Origin of the sequence: Paraburkholderia sp. RL17-347-BIC-D (assembly GCF_046027915.1) — a bacterium.
Lineage (GTDB): Bacteria > Pseudomonadota > Gammaproteobacteria > Burkholderiales > Burkholderiaceae > Paraburkholderia.
The window spans coordinates 78,403-97,927 of sequence record NZ_JARESS010000009.1 but is presented as its reverse complement, the minus strand read 5'-3'; the positions used below and the strand labels follow the sequence as shown (position 1 = coordinate 97,927).

At 64.0% G+C, this 19,525-nt stretch carries 19 protein-coding genes; 15 read left to right on the top strand and 4 right to left on the bottom strand.

The genetic code is table 11. The features are described 5' to 3' along the window. Positions 1–42: 42 nt before the first annotated feature. Together P0D96_RS14745 and P0D96_RS14740 are read right to left on the bottom strand one after the other, a co-directional pair. Positions 43–570: a hypothetical protein gene (locus P0D96_RS14745; RefSeq protein WP_132382880.1), complete on the bottom strand. Its 528-nt coding sequence runs from the start codon at positions 568–570 to the stop codon at positions 43–45. Between the two features lie 214 nt (positions 571–784). Continuing rightward, on the bottom strand, positions 785–4,159 hold the full coding sequence (locus P0D96_RS14740; RefSeq protein ID WP_408314054.1) for an autotransporter outer membrane beta-barrel domain-containing protein: 3,375 nt from the start codon (positions 4,157–4,159) through the stop codon (positions 785–787). 284 nt (positions 4,160–4,443) lie between these two features. Between P0D96_RS14740 and P0D96_RS14735 the strand changes: the two genes are divergently transcribed. From P0D96_RS14735 to P0D96_RS14685, 11 genes are all read left to right on the top strand, one after another. Continuing rightward, a complete protein-coding gene (locus P0D96_RS14735; RefSeq protein ID WP_408178410.1) occupies positions 4,444–5,334 on the top strand; it encodes a DMT family transporter in 891 nt (296 codons plus the stop codon). Positions 5,335–5,512: 178 nt separating this feature from the next. Then, positions 5,513–6,409, top strand: a complete 897-nt coding sequence (sapR, locus tag P0D96_RS14730) for a sap1 transcriptional regulator SapR (protein WP_132382874.1) — start codon at positions 5,513–5,515, stop codon at positions 6,407–6,409. Positions 6,410–6,431: 22 nt separating this feature from the next. Then, positions 6,432–6,995: a D-alanyl-D-alanine dipeptidase gene (gene ddpX, locus P0D96_RS14725; protein WP_408178411.1), complete on the top strand. Its 564-nt coding sequence runs from the start codon at positions 6,432–6,434 to the stop codon at positions 6,993–6,995. 56 nt (positions 6,996–7,051) lie between these two features. Then, entirely contained in the window at positions 7,052–7,336 is a 285-nt protein-coding gene (locus P0D96_RS14720) for a hypothetical protein (protein ID WP_408178412.1), read from the top strand. Between the two features lie 180 nt (positions 7,337–7,516). After that, entirely contained in the window at positions 7,517–8,110 is a 594-nt protein-coding gene (locus P0D96_RS14715) for a GNAT family N-acetyltransferase (RefSeq protein WP_408314052.1), read from the top strand. A 252-nt stretch (positions 8,111–8,362) separates the two neighbouring features. Beyond that, positions 8,363–9,220 (top strand): MerR family transcriptional regulator, encoded by an 858-nt coding sequence (locus tag P0D96_RS14710; RefSeq protein WP_408314050.1) that lies wholly within the window; start codon positions 8,363–8,365, stop codon positions 9,218–9,220. Positions 9,221–9,692: 472 nt separating this feature from the next. Further along, on the top strand, positions 9,693–10,688 hold the full coding sequence (locus tag P0D96_RS14705) for a sulfonate ABC transporter substrate-binding protein (RefSeq protein ID WP_408314048.1): 996 nt from the start codon (positions 9,693–9,695) through the stop codon (positions 10,686–10,688). 123 nt (positions 10,689–10,811) lie between these two features. Continuing rightward, positions 10,812–12,413, top strand: coding sequence for a flavin-containing monooxygenase (locus P0D96_RS14700; protein WP_408314046.1), 1,602 nt, complete (start codon positions 10,812–10,814; stop codon positions 12,411–12,413). A 53-nt stretch (positions 12,414–12,466) separates the two neighbouring features. Continuing rightward, a complete protein-coding gene (locus P0D96_RS14695) occupies positions 12,467–13,375 on the top strand; it encodes an SDR family NAD(P)-dependent oxidoreductase (protein ID WP_408314044.1) in 909 nt (302 codons plus the stop codon). Between the two features lie 81 nt (positions 13,376–13,456). Beyond that, entirely contained in the window at positions 13,457–14,338 is an 882-nt protein-coding gene (locus tag P0D96_RS14690) for a metal-dependent hydrolase (RefSeq protein ID WP_408314042.1), read from the top strand. Then, on the top strand, positions 14,335–15,297 hold the full coding sequence (locus tag P0D96_RS14685) for an alpha/beta fold hydrolase (protein WP_408314040.1): 963 nt from the start codon (positions 14,335–14,337) through the stop codon (positions 15,295–15,297). Before P0D96_RS14690 ends, P0D96_RS14685 begins: the two co-directional genes overlap by 4 nt. Here the strand turns inward: P0D96_RS14685 and P0D96_RS14680 are convergent. Beyond that, positions 15,272–15,826 carry a putative glycolipid-binding domain-containing protein gene (locus tag P0D96_RS14680; protein WP_408286043.1) on the bottom strand — a complete coding sequence of 185 codons (555 nt, stop codon included), beginning with the start codon at positions 15,824–15,826 and terminating at the stop codon, positions 15,272–15,274. The two genes, P0D96_RS14685 and P0D96_RS14680, sit on opposite strands and share 26 nt — an antisense overlap. A 254-nt stretch (positions 15,827–16,080) precedes the next feature. On the opposite strand from P0D96_RS14680, the gene P0D96_RS14675 reads away from it, so the two are divergent. The 4 genes from P0D96_RS14675 to P0D96_RS14660 all read left to right on the top strand — a co-directional run bounded on the left by P0D96_RS14675 (position 16,081) and on the right by P0D96_RS14660 (position 18,270). After that, on the top strand, positions 16,081–17,031 hold the full coding sequence (locus P0D96_RS14675; RefSeq protein WP_408314148.1) for an urea transporter: 951 nt from the start codon (positions 16,081–16,083) through the stop codon (positions 17,029–17,031). 70 nt (positions 17,032–17,101) lie between these two features. Further along, on the top strand, positions 17,102–17,878 hold the full coding sequence (locus P0D96_RS14670; RefSeq protein WP_408178421.1) for a class II aldolase/adducin family protein: 777 nt from the start codon (positions 17,102–17,104) through the stop codon (positions 17,876–17,878). 52 nt (positions 17,879–17,930) lie between these two features. After that, positions 17,931–18,116, top strand: a complete 186-nt coding sequence (locus P0D96_RS14665) for a 4-oxalocrotonate tautomerase (protein WP_106280598.1) — start codon at positions 17,931–17,933, stop codon at positions 18,114–18,116. Between the two features lie 16 nt (positions 18,117–18,132). After that, the gene (locus P0D96_RS14660; RefSeq protein ID WP_408178422.1) at positions 18,133–18,270 is read left to right on the top strand and encodes a hypothetical protein; all 138 of its coding nucleotides are present in this window, start codon (positions 18,133–18,135) and stop codon (positions 18,268–18,270) included. A 26-nt stretch (positions 18,271–18,296) separates the two neighbouring features. Here P0D96_RS14660 and P0D96_RS14655 read toward each other — a convergent pair whose 3' ends face one another. Further along, entirely contained in the window at positions 18,297–19,496 is a 1,200-nt protein-coding gene (locus P0D96_RS14655; RefSeq protein WP_132382860.1) for a porin, read from the bottom strand. Positions 19,497–19,525 lie beyond the last annotated feature (29 nt).

Here is a 19,525-nt window from a genome sequence, read left to right as displayed (position 1 = left end):
TTGGCAAGCGAATGTTCAGGCGCGCCATCGGCAACGACTGAACTAGCCGGCAGCCTGACCAGCCGGCTTCGGCGGCATTGGGCCGAAGAACATCGCCATGAACTTGTCACGGCCGATCACGCGGACCAGTTCGGCGACCACGCAATAGCTGGCGACCAGCGTCACCAGCAAGATCTGGATGGCCCAGAAATGCGGCCAGTTCAGATCGGCGAGCAGCTTCTGGTTGGCGGCGGCGAGACTCGGCGCCTCCTTCCAGTATTCATAGAGATGCTCCAGGTAGTGCACGATCAAGGCCACCAGCGTATAAATCGCCGTCTTCCAGCCGATATTCCAGATCAACGGTTTCCGGGGAAAACGGTTGATGAACGGCAGCATGTTGGCGATCAACACCGACTTGCCGAGAATCAACGCGGCGATGGTCACGGAGACCGACGTTGGCAGCGTGACGTCGTAGCCTCGGTTGATCAGCGCGCGCATGATCGCGACAATATGCAGGATGACGAAGAAATAGATCGTCGGCGGAAGCATCTCCATAAATTCGTGCTTGATCTTCGCGGTCAGTTTGCTCATGTTCGTCTCCGGTGTCGATCAGAGTTAGCGCTTTAGTGCTTACTTTGATCCCACGCAAAGCGGTCGATCAGAGTTAGCGCTTTAGTGCTTACTTTGATCCCACGCAAAGCGGTCGATCAGAGTTAGCGCTTTAGCGCTTACTTTGATCCCACGCAAAGCGGTCGATCAGAGTTAGCGCTTTAGCGCTTACTTTGATCCCACGCAAAGCGGGACCTCACCACGCCCAACGAACGCCCGCGTTGCCGATGATCGTCCGTTGATGTTCGCCACCAAGATTCGTGACGTAACTGACGGTGGCGAACGCGCTGCCCTGCTTCGTAAGCTTCGCCACGACTCCCGCGCCGATCTGCCCGGCGGTTTGGCCCACCGTCGTCACGATCGGCGTCACGCCGGCGAAGGTCGCCTTGTCGTCGCTGCCGAACGAACGCAATACGCTCAGGCGCAAGTAGGGTTGCAAAGTCGTGTGCTCGACATCGTAGTGACCCGCGAGCCGCACGCCGAAACGGCCGACGAAGGTATTGCCGTTGTTGAACGTCACCGTCGAGATGCCGTCGTTCAGATCGTTGATCGACAGATGCTGCCAGATCAGTTGCGCCTGCGGTTCGAGCGTCAGGCCGTAGCCGATGGCGATTGGCAGGCCGCCTTCGAGCGAGCCGGTCACCGCATTGCCGTGCGTCGTCGTCGCGATGCCGTTGCGTGACGAGGGATCGACCACCAGCGAGCTGCCCATCACGACCGCGTCGGTGTACCAGCCGCCGGCGCCGACGTGCGTCCAGTATCCGCCGAGGCTGTATGCGTTGATCGCGAGATGCCCGACGTCGGCGTTCGGCGTGGCGTCCGCCAGACCGCTGACGTCGCCGGTTGCGCGCGCGAAGCCGATAAAGAAGCCGAAATGGTTGCGTTGGCCGCTCGCCGTGGTGTCGGCGTAAATGTCGTGGCCGGCCTGCACGCCGACCACGGAGCCGTCGAATTCAGGATTCACGTCGCCGCTTTGACTCAGCGTGCTATGGCCGCCCCACACGCGGCCCCATGCAGCGGGCAAGGCGCCGTTTTCGGAGAGCAACGACTGCTCGCCCTGACGGTCGTGAAAGTTGTCGACCTGCAGAATGCCGAGCTGACGCGCGACACTTGGGACCTCGGCATAGATCGCGACCTCGGGGCGGTATAGAGGCATGGGTGCGGCGCTCGGCGACAGGCTTGGAAGCGGCGGCGTGCCGGCCGCGGCGATTGGAAGGTTCGGTTGTGTGCTTGTTGGTGTCCCAGGCGGCGTACCGGTTGGCGGCGTGCCCGTCGGCGTCCCACCTGGTATTCCGGTCGGGGGCGTTCCCGTTGGCGTTCCCGTCGTCGTACTCGGCGCGGGCGGCACCGTATTGCGCAAATACCAGCTCTCCGACGTGCCGTTCGTGACGCCGCCTTTAGCGAGGTAATAGTCATACGCACCGGCCGCGACCACGCCGCCGGACAGTCTGAACGCGGATAGGTCCGTCGTCGCGCCGTTCGCTGCCTGCACGATCTGAATGCCGTCAGCGAGCGTCGGCGCGCCTGCGCCTCCGACATTAGTGACCTGCAACGTCGACGAACCCGTGGCCTTGCCGCCGTTGACAACAAGTTTGTCGGATGCCGAGTTGTCACCGGCAAGCACGGCACCCAGCGAAATCGTGCCGTTCTGGCCGACGTAGTTGCTGACCGTCAGCGTGTTGCCGACGCTTCGGGCGTTGCCGATTTGCGCGAGACCGGCGTTGACCAACTGGCCATTGATGGTGAACGCGCCGTTAGGCTGATCGTCGAACTGTGCGAGCGCGTTGGCGACGCTGATCGTGCCATTGTTCGTGACGTCGCCGGTTACACTACCGTAGCCGCCGAGCGTCGCACCGGACGCGACCGTCGTCGCGCCGCCGCCGAGCGCGGCGCCCGGGCTCGCGGCATCGCCTACTACCAACGTGCCCGCGCTGACGGTCGTGCCACCGGCGTACGAGTTCGCGCCGTCGAGAATCAGCATGCCGGTGCCGACCTTGTTCAACGCGCCCGCTCCTGAGATGTTCTGCGTGATCGTCGACTGGAAGTCTTGCGTGTCGATGGTGCCGCCGCCGGCCGCAATCGTGATGGCCCGCGTCGCGGCGAGGTCGAAGCTGCTACCGAACTGCAGCGTGCCGCCGTTGAATGTCACGCCGCCGTTCGCCGCGCCAAGCGCGTTGTCCGCCGACGCCGACAGCGTCCCTTCAGTTAGCACGGTACCGCCCGAATAGCTGTTGCCACCCGCTGCGGCCGGCGCAAGCGTCAATGTTCCTGCCCCGGCCTTTTCGACCGAGCCGGTGCCCGAGATCAGGCCGCCATAAGTGCCCGCGCTGTCTTGCGCAAAGCGGACCAGTCCATTGTCCGTGACGTTCTGCGGCAGGGTCTGCGCATTAGCTTGCAGCGTCGAGCCGGCATCGACGAGCGCCGCCGCCGATGTGCCGAGTGTCCCGGTGAGGTTCAGTGTGCCGGTCTGCACGTGAGCGAGCGTGAAGGTGCCGGTGCCGGTCCAGTTCCACAGCGTGCCTTGCATGAGCAAGGTCTGGAAGTTTGTGAATGCGTTCGATGCCGTCCCGCTCCCTTGCAAGGTCACCGTGTTGGAGCCGGCGCCGCCGTTCGCACTGCCGTTGATGACCGAGCCGCTTTGCAGGATCAGCGAGTCGTTGCCATTGCCCATCGTAATGGCCGTACCAATGCCGCTTTGCACGAGCCCCGCGTTGATGATCGTCGAATTGCCGTTCAGCGTGCGGATACCGGAGCCGTTCTGACTGATGATCTGGCCGCCCGCGCGGTTCTCGATCAGCGCCGTGAAATTCGAGCCTGCGGTGTTGGAGAACACTGCGTCAGCCGAAGTACCGCCGGCAGTCGCGCCGCTCGCGGTAATCGTCCCGGTGTTGATCAGGTGATCGGCGTTCCCTTGCATGTAGACGGTCTGCCCCGCCGCGCCGGTCGTGGACAACTGGCCGCTGTTGTTGACGGTGCCGCTTCCGCCGAGTATCGATGCAGCTCGGGCATTGCTGCCAGAGGTGGACACCGTGCCGGTATTCACGATCATGTTGCCGGCCTGTCCGAGATTGGTCTGCCCCCACGCCGCGGACATGCCATAGGCGTTGGGGCCGCTGGTGGTAATCGAACCGTTGTTGGTCAGCGTGTTGTTGCTGCCGTTCGCGGCCATGCCGTCGTTGAACGCGCCGGTTGTGCTGATCACGCCCGCTGACGCATTGGTGAGCAGGTTTGCGCTGCCCACGCCGAGCAGCACCGCCCCGCGCGCGCCCCCACTACCGCCGCCACCGGTGAGCGAAAGATTGCCGCTGCTCGTGATCGCGCTGCCGGCGTCGACGCTCAGAGCCACCGGCTGCACAGCCCGCGCAAAATTGCCGACGGCGGTCGAGTCGACATTGATCGTTACGCCCGTGCTGCCCGTCTGGGCAGCCACAGCAGGGATGCCGGCTCCCGTACATGCCACAGCTGTCCCGCTGGGCGGAGCAGTACCGGTGCATGACGCCACTGCAAACGGAGCAAACGCTCGGTACAGCAGCACGGCAAAACCAAGCCTGGTTCCAAGCGTTTTCAGCATGTGTCTTGTCCCTTTCCCTGATGCTTCATGTGGACAAACTCGCTGAGTTAGAGCATTCGAAACAGGCTCTTACCAGGTTGGATTCCTGGCGGGACTTTAGGCGTGGGCCTGTTTCGCCCTGCCACGAGCCGGTTGCCGTGACGAACACATCGCCAGCCATGTGACCGCTGTACCGCCCCATTCCTCGGTACAGTTTGGACGATTTGCACCGATCCGTACCTTACCGTCCATGCCCAGATAGCGGATGCTATGAGTCTCTTTCCCCACGCGCGCGGACCTTCCCAATGGACAAAACGACAAACGGCTGGCTGAGCGGCTTCATCGGGGTGTTGATCTTCAGCGGCTCGCTGCCGGCCACGCGCGTCGCCGTGCAAGGCCTCGACCCGCTATTCGTCACGGTCGCCCGCGCGACGATCGCCGGTACGCTCGGTCTGCTGCTCCTGCTCGTATTTCGCCAGGCGCGGCCGTCCCGCCGCGAGCTGATTCCGCTGCTGATCGTCGCACTTGGCGTGGTGGTCGGCTTTCCGCTACTGACGGCGCTGGCGCTGCGCCACGTGAGCGCCGCGCATGCCATCGTGTTCGTCGGCCTGCTGCCGCTCGCCACGGCGATCTTCGGCGTGCTGCGCGGCGGCGAGCGTCCGCAACCGGCGTTCTGGCTGTTCTCGGCGCTCGGTAGCGGCGCGGTGGTGGCGTTTGCCTTGCGTCACGGGCTCGATGCCTCACCGATCGGCGACGCGCTGATGCTGGCCGCCATCGTCGCATGCGGGCTGGGGTATGCAGAAGGCGCGCGACTGTCGCGCCACCTCGGCGGCTGGCAGGTGATTTCGTGGGCACTCGTGCTGTCGCTGCCGCTCATGCTGCCGCTCGCGGTGTGGACGCGGCCGGCATCATTCGAGGGTGTCAGTCACGCGTCGCTCTGGGGCCTCGCCTATGTGTCGCTCTTCAGCATGCTGATCGGCTTTGTGTTCTGGTATCGCGGCCTCGCGCTCGGCGGCATCGCGGGCGTCGGACAATTGCAGTTGCTGCAGCCGTTCTTCGGCCTGCTGCTTGCGGGGCTGCTGCTGCACGAACAGGTGCCGCTGGCGATGATTGTGGTCTCTGTGGTCGTGGTGGGCTGCGTGGCGGGCGCGCGGCACTTCTCGCGGGCACCGGCGTCGGCGCGACCGGCCATCTGACGCGCGTCTCGACTGCGGCTGACCTAGGTCTCGCTTGCATCAAGCTTTCGTCTCGCTTTCGGCTGGTATCCGACTAGCATGCGTCTCATCGACATTCGAGCCCGCGCGGCGCGGGTGGCCAGTCGAATATGTCATCATTCCCATGATCGACTAACCACTACCCAGCGCCGCGACTACGATGCCGACCGCTTTTGCTCAAACCGTCGAAGCCCGCTTTGCCGAACTCACGCCCACCTCCAAGCGCGTCGCCAGCTACATGCTGGCCAACCTCGACCGGCTCGGCCTCGAAACCGCCGATCAGATTGCCCAGCAAGCCGGCACGAGCGGCATTTCGGTCGGCCGGTTCCTGCGCAGCGTCGGCTATCAGAATCTCGACGACCTGAAGCGCGAACTGCGCGGCGCTCAGGAGCGTCCGTGGCTGATCACGGACCGGCTCGACGCGTTCCGCCGCGCTGCCGGCCAACACGACGAAACCACGCCGGACGCGAGTTCGCCTGCCGAGCCCAACCCCGCGCTCGCCCGTTCGCTTGAACTCGAAACCAGCGCGATCCAGCATGTCTATCAACTCGCGCAGTCGCCGGTGTTCGCGCGCGTGGCTGAGCGCATCTCGAACGCGGACGCCGTCTACATTCTCGGCATTCAGTCCACGCGCGGCATCAGCAACGCGTTTTACAGCTACCTCGAATACATCCGCCCACGCGTGTTCTATTCTGACGGCATGTCGGGCTCGTACGTCGATTCGCTGAACTCCGGATTCGAATCGCCTTATCTGATCGTCACCGACACGCGCGCTTACTCGAAGGTCGCGCGCCGCTATTGCGAAGCCGCGACGCGCCGCAGCCTGCCCTTCGCGCTCATCACCGACATCTATTGTCCGTGGGCGCGCGAATTCGACGGCGATCTGCTGCAGGTGAAAACCGACGTCGGCCAATTCTGGGATTCGCTCGCGCCGCTCACGTGTCTCTTCAATCTGCTGATCTCGGCGATCGTCGAAAGACTCGGGCCGCGTATCGACGAACGTGTCGCGCGCAACCGGGAACTGCAAAGCGAATTCGATCAGTTCGACGACCTCTGATGCACGCCACGTCCTTCGCCTCATGACCGACCATCGACTCATCGAAATCACGTCCGCCACACATGGCGTCGACATCGACCTCGTCTACGCCACCGCGCGCAATCTCACCGGCAAACCGATCTACAAGACGGCGCATTGTCTGCTGCTCGAACCGGCAGAGGCGGCGTTGCGCCGCGCGGTCGAACTGGCGAGTCAGATCGGCACGACGTTGCGCATTTTCGATGCGTACCGGCCGCCGCAAGCGCAGCAAGTGCTGTGGGATTTTCTGCCCGACCCGACTTACGTGGCGGACCTGACGCGCGGCTCGAACCATAGCCGCGGCACGGCGCTCGACCTGACATTGCTCGACGCACACGGCGAGGAACTCGACATGGGCACCGGCTTCGACGCGATGACGATCGAATCGGAGCACTTTCACCCGGGCTTGCGGCTAGAGGTGCAACGCAATCGCATGCTGTTGCTGGGTGTGATGCATGGCGCGGGCTTCACGCACATCAAGAGCGAATGGTGGCACTACGAGTTGCCGGGTTCGCGCGCGTTGCCGTTGATCGACAACAGCGCAAGCGGGCCGCTGCGCCTGATGTGATCGATCGACTGCCAGGAAAACGGGTATCCTCACCGGCTCGTTCAGAAGGAGGATCCATGAAGTTTTCAATTTGCCTGGCGGTTGCCGCCCTGACGCTGTCTGTCGGCGCGTACGCCCAGACCTCGCAAACCTTCCGTTTCGGCGAAGGCCAAAGCTCGCTGCCGTCCGGTCATGCGCAGCCCGCTCCCGCGCCTCGCGCGCAGGCCCAACAGGCGCCGGCTTCGCAGCAATCCGCCGAACAACATGCGCCTGTATCCGAGGCCAAGCCGAAACATAAGGCGAAGTATCATCGGCATCATCGTGGGCATGTGACGCAGCCGGATACGTACTCGCATAGCTGAGCGGTGCCAGGCGGGTGACCATGAGCGTGCGTCGTCTTCGCTAAAGCTTGCTGACGCGCGCATGGGCTAACGCGAAATACCCGCCATACGTCGTGGTGATTTTTGACTCGCTTCAAATTCGCGCGCGCGGCGGGCATAGTAAAACGTATCCGCCGATTTTTCGCCACGACAGGAACATGTATGAGCACCACCCATCCCGCGCCCAGCACCTCCGGATCAGCGAATGCAACCGCCCCGCTGATCCGCGACGCCATCGAAGCCGATCTTCCCGCGATTCAGGCGATCTACGCGCACCACGTGCTGACCGGCGTCGCCTCGTTCGAAGAGATACCTCCCTCCGTCGATGACCTGCGCACGCGGCTCGCGTCGGTACGCAGCCACGGGCTGCCGTACATGGTGGCCGAGATCGACGGCGAAGTCGCCGGCTATTGCTACGCCACGCCTTACCGGCCGCGCGCCGCGTATCGCAACACCATCGAAGATTCGATCTATGTGAACGACGCCTATCGCGGTCGAGGCCTGGGGCGCGTGCTGCTCCAGGCGCTGATCGAACGCTGCGAAACCGGACCGTGGCGCCAGATGGTCGCCGTGATCGCGGATGGCGGCAGCGGCGGTTCATTGTCACTGCATACGCAATTGGAATTCGAATTGACAGGCACCTTGAAGGCGGTGGGCTTCAAACACGGCCGGTGGCTCGATACGACGTTGATGCAGCGAACGCTCGGCAAGGGTGACTCGAGCATGCCGGACGATGAGGCGTCAGGGCGCGACTGAAGCGCCGTGTCTTATATTCGACTCAGCGCGAGTTGCGCAGTACCGCGGTGTAGGTGACCGGCCAGTCGTCCGAGGGCACAGGCATACGGCAACCGCCGCTGACGTAGTGCGATTCGGTTGCCATATGCAGACAGTGAGTAGCCCAAGCGCGAGACCGGAAATATAAGCGAAGCCACGTGAAAATTTCCATCGCGGGCCTGCATCGGGCGGCGCACTGGTAGCCGCACGCGCCGCCGCGTTAGAATCCCTCCCATGCCCAACACGCCGCCTCCTGTCCCGCCCTTGGCCGCCGACTCGCACGACCCGGCCGGTACCACGCCGCGCAACGAATACACCGTCGACGAACTCGCGCGCGTCACCGACACCACCGTGCGCAACGTGCGCGCCTATCAGGACCGCGGCCTGCTCGCGCCGCCGGAAAAACGCGGCCGCGTCGGCGTGTACGACGACACGCACGCTTCGCGTCTCAAGCTGATCAACCATTTGCTCGCCCGCGGCTACACGCTCGCGAACATCCAGGACCTGATCATGGCCGTCGACGAAGGCCACGATCTGCGTTCGATTCTCGGTCTGGAAACGGCGATCGGCGGCCGCTGGTCACGCGAGCGGCCGAAAAAATACTCGCTGATCGAACTGCTGCAAATGTTCGACGACAAGGCCTCGCCGAGCGCGCTCGGCAAAGCAGTCGACCTCGGTCTGCTGGAGCGCGACGGTCTCTCGTTCGTGTCAGGCAGCCCGACGGCGCTGGCCGCCGGCGCGACCATGGCGAAGGAAGGCATTCCGCTTGCCGATCTGCTCGACGCCGTGGGCATCGCGAGGCCGCATTTCAATGCGGTCGCCAAAGCGCTGGTCGATCTGGTGGTCCGCCAACTCGACCGCTACGACGCCGACGCGCTGCCGCCGCCCGCCGATGTGCCCGCTCTGGTCGACGCCATCTGGCGCCTGCGGCCGCTGGCGATGGTGCTGGTGGAAAGTGAAATGAACCGGGCGCTAGAAGAAGCCTCGGGCGATTATCTTGGCGACCGTGTCGCGGCCATCATGGAAAAGAAACTGGGCCATGCTGCTGAAGGCGCTGCGAGTACGGCGAAGAGGGACAAGACGAAGAAGTAGGCCGTGCGCGTAGTCTCGCTCTCGCGTTGAACTTCGCGTTGCTATCGCCTTCGCATTTTGTCCTTGCGTTCGCCCCTGCCGTGACGTTCGCGCTCGCATTCGCTTTTTGCCTTCGTTCGCCCTCGCCTTCGCATCCGCTCTTGCTTTCGTTCGCCCTCGCTTCGCCTTCAACCTCGCCCTCGCACCCACTTTCTCCCGCGTCTAAGCCTTCGCCTTCTCGCGCTTATGCGCCCACCCGCTTGCGCAGCTAGACGAACACACCAAGACCCACGCCATGTTCCGCCGCGCGTCATATTCAAATCTGCATTGCTTCGTTTGAACGGCGGGACGTCCATGCGACGATCCCCGAACGTCGCCGCAACGCGTTTTCAGTCGCATCCGCGGGCCCGCGCCATGCCATTCGCGGACTCGAACGAATCACGCTGACAACACGCGGCGGCCACACCAATCGAACGCAATGGAGATTCGCAGGATGGCCCGTCACGCCCGTTATTCGCTTCAACTCGCCGCCGCTTTGCTCGCGGCATTCACGACCTTGAACGCCGCCGCGCAGACCAGCGGCAGTAGCAACGAGCCGGCCAAAGTCTTGCGCATCGGCTATCAGAAATCGGGCCTGCTCGCGGTGCTCAAGGCACAAGGCTCGCTCGACGAAAAACTCAAACCGCTCGGCTACAGCATCAAGTGGTTCGAATTCCCGGCGGGACCACAACTGCTCGAAGCGTTGAACGCGAACAGCATCGACTTCGGCTACACGGGCGCACCGCCGCCGGTGTTCGCTCAAGCTAGCGGCGTGCGCTTCGTGTACGTGGGAGCCGAGCCTTCGGGAAGTCATGCCGAAGCGATCCTCGTCAAAAGCGACTCGCCACTGCGAAACGTGGCCGATCTGAAGGGCAAACGCGTCGCGCTGCAAAAGGGCTCGAGCTCGAACTATCTGATACTCGAAGCGCTCAAGAAAGCGGGCCTGCGCTACGAAGATATTCGCCCGGTGTATCTGCCGCCCGCCGACGCGCGCGCCGCTTTTGAAAGCGGCAGTGTCGATGCATGGGTGATCTGGGATCCTTACTATGCATCCGCGCAGCAGGCTCTGAAGGCGCGCACACTTGCCGACTACACCGAGCTCAACGCCCCGTACAACTTCTACGAAGCGACGCGCGACTTCGCGCAGCAGCATCCCGACGTGATCGGCGCGATTCTCGGACAGTTGCGCACTGCCGGGCTGTGGGTCAATGCGCACCCCGTGGAAACCGCCGCGCTGATCGCGCCGAAGGTCGGCCTCGATCAGAAGCTGGTCGAAACGTGGGTGCGCCGGTATCCGTACGGCACCACCGCCGTCACCGACGAGATCGTGCGTTCGCAGCAGATCGTCGCCGATGCGTTCTACGGCGCCAACCTGATCCCACAGAAAATCACCGTGAAAGACAGCGTCTGGCAGAACCGCGAAGTCACGTCGGCCCTCGCCGCGAAGTAACTCCCGGCGGCCCTCCGCGCGTAGAGGCGGGCGTCTAGCCACCCGCTTGCGTCATCCGTTGCCAGCCTCTATTGTTACATCGAACAATGTAACAGTTAAGAGCGTAAAAAGGAGACGGATCGGATGAACGCACGCATGATGCCCCACGACGCCGCGACGCCCGGCGCATCCGCGCCTATCGAGACCGATATCGCCATCATCGGGTCCGGGTTCGCGGGCCTCGGCATGACGATCCGCCTGCGCCAGGCCGGCGTGACCGACTTCATCGTCGCCGAAAAGGCCAATTCCGTCGGCGGCACGTGGCGCGACAACCATTACCCCGGTTGCGCCTGCGACGTCCAATCCCACGTCTACTCGTTCTCCTTCGCCCCGAATCCGCGCTGGACCCGCATGTTCGCGCGCCAACCGGAAATCCACGCTTACCTCGAGGACTGCACGCAGCGCTTCGGCATTCAGCGGCATCTGCGTTTCGGCCATGAACTCGCCACCGCGATCTACGACGAGACGCGCCACCGCTGGCAACTGACCTTTGCAAATGGCCAGCAATGGTCGGCACGCGTGCTGATTTCGGGCATGGGAGGCCTCTCGCGCGCGGCGGTGCCGAACATTCCCGGCCTTGAAAAATTCAAGGGCAAAACGTTCCATTCGCAGCGGTGGGATCACGGCTATTCGCTCGAAGGCAAACGCGTCGCCGTGATCGGCACCGGCGCGAGCGCGATCCAGTTCGTCCCGCAGATCGCGCCGCGCGTCGCGCATCTCGACCTGTTCCAGCGCACGCCGCCGTGGATCATGCCCAAGGCCGACCGTGCCGTGACACCGCTCGAACAGTGGCTGTTCAAACACCTGCCGTTCACGCAGAAGATCATGCGCTCGGCGCTCTACTGCATGCTCGAATCGCGCGCCTTCGGTTTTGCGATTCATCCTTCGCTGATGAAGACCGCGCAGAAAGCCGCGGAGCGGCATCTGCGCCGCCAGGTGCGCGATCCGCAATTGCGCGCCACGCTCACGCCCAACTACACGATGGGCTGCAAGCGCGTGCTGATCTCGAACGACTACTTCCCCGCCCTGTCGCGTCAGAACGTGTCGGTGACGACCACGGGCATCGCCCGCATCGAGGAAGACGCGATCGTCACCACCGACGGCGCGCGTCACAGCGCCGACTGCCTGATCTTCGGCACCGGCTTCCAGGTGGCCGATCCGTTTCCGCGCGGCGTGGTGCGCGGGCGTGGCGGCGTCGATATCGTCGATACGTGGCGTGACGGCGCGCATGCATACCTCGGCACGACATTGCCTGGCTATCCGAACTTCTTCATGGTGGTCGGACCGAATACCGGTCTCGGCCATAACTCGATGGTGTTCATGATCGAGTCGCAGGTGGAGTACATCCTGCGCGCGCTGAACACGATGCGTGCGGAGCGCGCCGATGCCATCGAAGTGCGCCCGCAAGTGGAGCGCGCCTACAACGAGCGGATTCAGCAGAAACTGGGCCGCGCGATCTGGTCGACGGGCGGCTGCAAGAGCTGGTATCTCGATCCGGCAACGGGCAAGAACACCGCGCTGTGGCCGGGCTTTGCCTACAAATTCCGCCAGGCCACCAGCACATTCAGCATGGGTGATTACCTCGCGTATTCGCCGGCGCCGCATGCGGCCGTTGCGCCGATGGGTTCGGCGCACGGCACGCATGCGCACGGCGGCGCTGCTTCAGCGCCTGTGGAAGCAGCCTGACGAAACATAACGACAACGACAAGGCACCGTTCAGGGAGAACTGGAGATAAGCCATGAAAAACTTCACCGACAGAGTAGCCGCGATCACCGGCGCAGGCTCAGGCATGGGCCGCTCGCTCGCGATCCAGTTGGCGCGCGAGGGCTGCCACCTCGCGCTTGCCGACCGCAATTCCACGAGCCTCGCCGAAACGGCGCAATTGGCGCAAGCCGCAACGCCGCAGATCGTCGGCTCGCCGCTGCGCATCACCACGCGCGTGCTAGACGTCGCCGACCGCGCCGCGATGTTCGACTGGGCCGCCGAAACGGCCGCGCAGCATCAGCGTGTCAATCTCGTGTTCAACAACGCGGGCGTCGCGCTGTCGAGCACCATCGAAGGGATGGATTACGCCGATCTGGAGTGGATCGTCGGCATCAATTTCTGGGGCGTGGTGCACGGCACGAAGGCGTTTCTGCCGTATCTCAAGGCCTCCGGCGCGGGCCATATCGTCAATACGTCGAGCGTCTTCGGCCTCTTCTCGCAGCCAGGCATGAGCGGCTACAACGCGACCAAATTCGCGGTGCGCGGCTTTACCGAAGCGCTGCGTCAGGAACTCGACCTGATGAAGTGCGGCGTTTCAGCGACCTGCGTGCATCCGGGCGGCATCCGCACGGGCATCGCGCAATCGAGCCGCATCGCCTCGAACATGGTCGGCTTCATGCTGGAAACCGAACAGCAAGGCAAGGACGACTTCGAAAAGTTTTTCATCACCACCGCCGATGAAGCCGCGCGCGTGATCCTCGACGGCGTGCGCAAGAACAAGCGACGCGTGTTGATCGGACGCGACGCGCGCGCCGCCGACTGGTTGGCGCGCACGTTGCCGGCGGCCTATCAGGCGCTGGTGGTGATGCAAATTCGCCGGATGAAACGCATCGCGGAAAAACGCGCGCGGCGCGCCGCGCACCTGGACGGAAAGCGCGCCTGACATCGCCGCCGCGCCCATAGGCGCCACGCACGTGATCCGATCACGCTCAGCAACACATCGAGAATCACAAGGAGAAAGGCCATGATGCCGATTCGCCGCGACCTCCGTTTCAACTTGCCGCAGGAACGCGCCTGCGATTGGCACGTGCAAGGCTCGCATGTGACACACTTCTTCAACGCGCTTTCGCTGCTCTTTCCGGCCGGCGAGCGTTTTTTTATGGACAGCGTGCGCAACTACCGTGATCAGATCGACGACCCTGAGCTGAAGAAGCAGGTGCTCGGCTTCATCGGCCAGGAAGCCATGCATACGCGCGAGCATGTGGAATACAACGATCTGCTGCAGGAAGCCGGCCTGCCCGCGCACAAGCTGGACAAAAGGCTGTGGGCGATTCTCAACTTCGGCCGCAAGATCTTGCCGCATTCGTACCAACTCGCCGTCACCGTCTGCCTCGAACACTACACGGCGATGCTTGCCGGCCTGCTGCTGGAAGACGCGTCGCGCATCGGCGGTTCGGTGGAAGGCTATACGCAGATGTGGACCTGGCATGCGCTCGAAGAAACCGAGCACAAGTCCGTTTCATACGATGTATGGAACGCCGTGCTCAAACCCGGCCTCGGCCGTTATCTGCTGCGCACCGGCACCATGCTCGCCACGACGGTGACGTTCTGGCTGATCGTGTTCGATTACCACGTGCGGCTCATCATCGCCGACCGCAAACGCGGCGGCCATCTCCGCGGCATGTGGCGCGTCGTGAAGTATCTGTACGGCCCGCGTCATGGTGTGTTTCCGCGCATCGCTGGCGAATGGCTGAGCTTTTTCCGGCCCGGCTTCCATCCGTGGGATCACGACAACCGTGCGCAACTTGCGCGCATCGACGGTCTGGTTGCCGCGGTCGATGCCACCAACGCGGTCACGCCGAGCGCCCGCAAGGCCGCGCGGCGCGGCGTGCAGGCGGCCGCGTGATACGCGACACGCTGTCGGTCGAGGCCGGCGACGTGCGGCTCGCGGTCTACGTGAGCGGACCGCGTGACGCGCCGCCAATCGTGCTGGTGCATGGTTATCCCGACTCGGCGGCCGTGTGGGAACCGGTACGCGCGCAACTGGACGCGCGCTACCGCGTGATCGCCTACGACGTGCGCGGCGCCGGCTCTTCCGAGGCGCCGGTCACGCGCCACGCTTACCGGCTCGACCGCCTCGCCGCCGATTTTGCGGCGGTCGCGGACGCGACTTGCGGCGCGCGGCCGTTTCATCTGGTCGGACACGACTGGGGCTCGATTCAAAGCTGGGAAGCGGTGACCGACCCTGCGTTCAAAGGCCGCATTGTTTCGTACACGTCTATCTCGGGACCGTGCCTGGATCACGCGTCCTTCGGCTTGCGCGACGAGAGCGAGGGTAACGGCGACGACGACACTCAAACCGCACATCCCATAACGAAGCCCCCATTCGGCAGTAGCGTTCGGCAAACGCTCAAGTCCTGGTACATCTTCTTCTTTCATCTGCCGTGGCTGCCGGAACTTATGTGGCGCGCGGGCGGCGCACGCCTGTGGCCGCTCTGGCTGCGTGTGACGGAACGCGTGCGCCCCGCGCCCGATCCGGCGCAGATGCGCAACGCGATCAATGGTCTGAACCTCTACCGCGCCAATTTCATCGACAAGCTGCTGCGCCCACGCGCGCGTCATGCGCACGCGCCGGTGCAATTCATCGTGCCGCTGCGTGACCGCTACGTCGGGCCGCCGCTCTCGCTCGGACTGGAGTGCTGGCTGGGCGCGTATGAGCGCACCGAGATCGATGCGGGCCACTGGGTCGTGTTGCGCGAACCCAACCGGATCGCGGCGAGCATCGAACGCTTCGTAGAGCGGCACCGCACGGATTGCGGCGGCTGCCCAGCGCCAACGCTCAACGCTCGCGGGGCAGGCGTGTGAACAGCGTCGGATAGTCGATTACGAGACCGTCTTCGTCCACCTTCATGTCGGCCGCGAAGTTGCGGAAGATGCCCTCGTAGCGATACTCGCGATGCAGCTCGATGCACGAATACGCTTGCTCGACGCGCGTGACCTGCAAATCAGGCGTCGAAATATACGCCACCGAAATCGGCTGACGCTCGCCTTCGGCCAGTTGCAAGCGGCGGATCGGCAGCGTGTTGGTGAACGGCGTAGCGGCGATATCGATGTCGATGCAGCCTTCGATCGCGCTCAGCGCGAGGCCGTGCCCATCGTGCCAATGGCCGGCGCCGTCGCCATGCAACTCCAGCTCGCCAGCGCCGACGATCTTCAGCCACGCATAGCGCGTGCGCCATTGCGCGTCGCAGCGCACCTTGTAGTGCAGCCCATACGGCTTGCCGTAGCGCTGCCCGACCACGACGCTTTCCACCGCGAAGCCGTCCTCGTGCGCGTCGAACGCCAGATGTTCGATGCCGTCGCCCTCTTCCGATGCCCACCGTAATTCACGCATGTGCCTGTCTCCTCGTGAGGCGGCGCAGCCGGGTTCTGCCGGGTTCCGCCGGGCTCATATCGTAGCGCGAATGCTTTCGACTCGCCGACTCCTGGACATCGCGGGCGTGTGTCGCAAATAGCCACTATCAACGCGCAGCGATGCCCGGCGCGGCCTGGCTGGCCTATGCTCGCGGTTCGCAGTCATCCGACCGGCGCGCGCCCGACGCTCGCGCGGCGAAATTGCGCATCATCGAAATCACCCGCCTTCCCATCATGCACGCCGCCGCGACCGAAGCTCAATCCGCCGCCTTGCGCACGCTGCTGCGCAGCCTCGGCCAGATCGTGCTGCAACCGAACGCCTTCACCGGCGCGTGCCTGCTCGCCGCCTGGCTGCTCTACGACCCGCGCCTCGCTTGCGCGGCGCTGATGGGCGCGGTCGCGGCCAATGTGAGCGCGGTATTGGCCGGCTATCGCGAGGACGATACGCGCGCCGGATTGCACGGTTTCAACGGCGCGTTGGCGGGACTCGCCGCCTTCAACTTCATCGCCGACAATGCGACAGCGGGCGCGGTGGCGATTCTCGCCGCCACGTGCTCGGCGTGGTTCGTGGAGCCGTGGTCGCGCTGGCTGCGGGCGCGCGGACTCGGCTTCTTTTCGAGCCCGTGCCTGATCGTCACGTGGCTTTGGCTGCCGATGGTCACGGTCAACGCGCCATTCGCCAGCGTGCCCCCGGCGCACGCGCTGAGCGCGACGCAAGTGGGCAGCGGACTGCTCGCCGGCTTCGCGCAAACCGGCTTTGCATCGGACGCATTGCCCGGATTACTGGTGTTGGTCGGGATTGCAGCGGCGTCGCGCAGGCATGCGCTGCGGGCGCTGATCGGCGCCGGATTCGCCAGCGCTGCGCATCTGCTGCTCGGCGCAACGATAACCTCCTTCGACGCGGGCCTGTTAGGATTCAACGGCGCGCTGACCGCGCTTGCGCTGGCCGACTGCGGCCTCGTCACGATGCTCGGCGGCGTGGCCGTGTCGGTCGTGCTGCAAGCGTCGGCGGCGCACTTTGGCTGGCCGGTTATGACGGCGCCCTTCGTCCTCGCGACGTGGAGCGTGCAGTGGCTCAAGCGACGCTCGGCCCACGGCGTGAGCGCGGCGGCCGCCGAACCCGCGCAACCTGTGGACGCCGCACGCGGCGCGACGACGCCGGTCCAGGCCAGCCGCGCGAGCTAGTTACGCCGCCGGGTTTCGTCACAAGCTCGCGCCACACGTTTCGGCGATCATGCAACTTCAGGAGACAGACATGTCGTTCACTCACAGCCCTGCCGGCCGCGTCGCCGAGGCGGGGCCATTGTCCGATGCCGAGCGGCAGACCCGCGTCGACCTGGCCGCGGCCTACCGGCTCGCGGCGCTCAACGGCTGGGACGACCTGATCTACACGCATATCTCGGCGAGCGTTCCGGACGAACCCGGCCACTTCCTGATCAACCCATTCGGCCTCGCCTTCGATGAAGTGCGCGCATCGAATCTCGTGAAAATCGATATTGCGGGCAATATCGTCGGCGCGAGCGAACATGCGGTGAATGCGACCGGCTTCGCGCTGCACGCAGCGGTCCACGCGGCACGCGCCGATGCCTTCTGCGTGATGCATCTGCACAACACGGCGGGCGTGGCGGTTTCCGCGCAACCGGCCGGCTTGCTGCCCGCCTCGCAACACGCCCTGCGCTTTTACGGCCAACTCGCGTACCACGATTACGAAGGCCTCGCGTTCACGCCGGCGGAAGGCGAGCGACTCGTCGCGCATCTCGGCGACAAGCCCGCCATGCTGTTGCGCAATCACGGCACACTGACCACCGGCCGCACGGTCGCCGAAGCCTACGTGCTGATGGCAACGCTGCTCAAGGCCTGCGAGATCCAGTTGCAGGCGCAAGCATGCGGCGCGGAACTCGTCGTGCCAAGCGACGCAGTCGCCGCACGCACGGCGGAACAACTGTACGATGGCGGCGCCATTGAAGGCGTGCTCGAATGGCCTGCCTTGCTGCGCAAACTCGACCGCCTCGACGCCAGCTATCGCGATTGAATTCGCGCCACGTTCACTTCAATCCCAATCTCGTTCTTAACGGAGTCACACCATGCCCACGTTTCATATCGAACTCTTCGAAGGCCGCTCGGTGGAACAGAAACGCCAGTTCGTCGAAGCCATTACCAAGGCGACTTGCGAATCGCTCGGCGTCGAACCGAATTCGGTGGATATCATTCTGACCGACGTGAAACGCGAAAACTGGGCAACGGCTGGGCGTTTGTGGTCCGACGCCTGAGGCTGAAGCGTGCGGCATGGCTGACGACGCTGGCCGTGCATTGGCGCTTCAAACCCGCGTTACCAAGGGTTCCCACCTTGAGCTGCGCGCGTTGCGCGCGCAGCTTGTGATGCTCAACGAAGCGTATTTACAACGCATCGCCGTGGCGGCGTAACAACACACCGCCACCAAGTTACGCCATCAGAACTTGTGGATGATGCCCACACCGGCAGCAAACTGGCTGCGTGACGAGGACGGCGCGCTGTTCTGGCCGTCGCCGATATCGGCCGTCGCGTTGATGATGCTCACGCCGTTCGTGCCCAGGGTCTGACCGCCTGCGCGTTGATACGCCTCGAGCGCATACAGACCGGTGCGCTTGGAGAGGCTGTAGTACTGCGAGAGGTTGAACTGCTGGTAGCTAGCCGAGCTCGTGATGCCGTTCGCTTTGGTAGCACGCGTATAGCTGTAGCCCGCAGCCAGGTCCAGTGCCGTCAAAGGCTTGAAGTGCAGCACGGCACCGCCCGTGTTGAAGATCGCGGTGGTGTGGAACGGCGAGTTGATACCCGGAACGTATTGCACGTTCGAGTACGAGAACGACACGTCCCACTGCGGAGTGAACGCATAGCCGCCCGTTACCGCCACGCGCTGCTGTGCCTGGGCGCGCTGATAGCCGTTGTTGATGCCCGACACACCCGCCTGGGCGCCGTTGTTCGACGTCGTGGAGTCAGCGCCCCATGCGCCGCCGCCAGGCGTCGAGTTGTTGATGCGCTGGAAGCCCGCCGCAATGCCGAACGGACCATTCAGGTACTGCAAGGCCGCGCTCCACGTCGAACCGGCGTTGAAGCTGCCCGGCACGCCGCCCAGCGCATACGAGCCGCTAGCCGTCAGCCCATAGAAGTTCGGCGACGTGTACACCAGCGAGTTATTGACGCGGTACAGCGTATCCAGAGAGTCGATATCGCCCGGGTGTGCGCCGTATGCGCCCGTCAGCCAGGTGGTCGGGCTGTACGGCGAGAGCAGCGTGTAGTACGACGTATATTGGCGGCCTGCGGTGAACGTACCGTAGCTGGCATTCGCCACACCGACGTAAGCCTGGCGGTTGAACGCGAGACCGGAAACCGACTGCGCGCCAGTTGCGCTGTTAAAGCCCTCTTCCAACTGGAAGATCGCCTTCGTGCCGCCACCCAGGTCCTCGGCGCCTTTCAGGCCGAAACGGCTGCCGGCCCAGATGCCGTTGACCATCTTCACGACCGAACGGCCGCCGCTGGTCGAACCGAGCGACGTTTGGCTACTCTGATAGCCGATCCCCGTATCGACGATCCCGTACAGCGTCACGCTGCTCTGAGCGTGCGCGCCGAGGGCGACCAAGCCAAGCGCCGAAGTTGCCAATGCCTTTTTCATTTCTGCTCCTCTTTAAAAGATTATTCTTT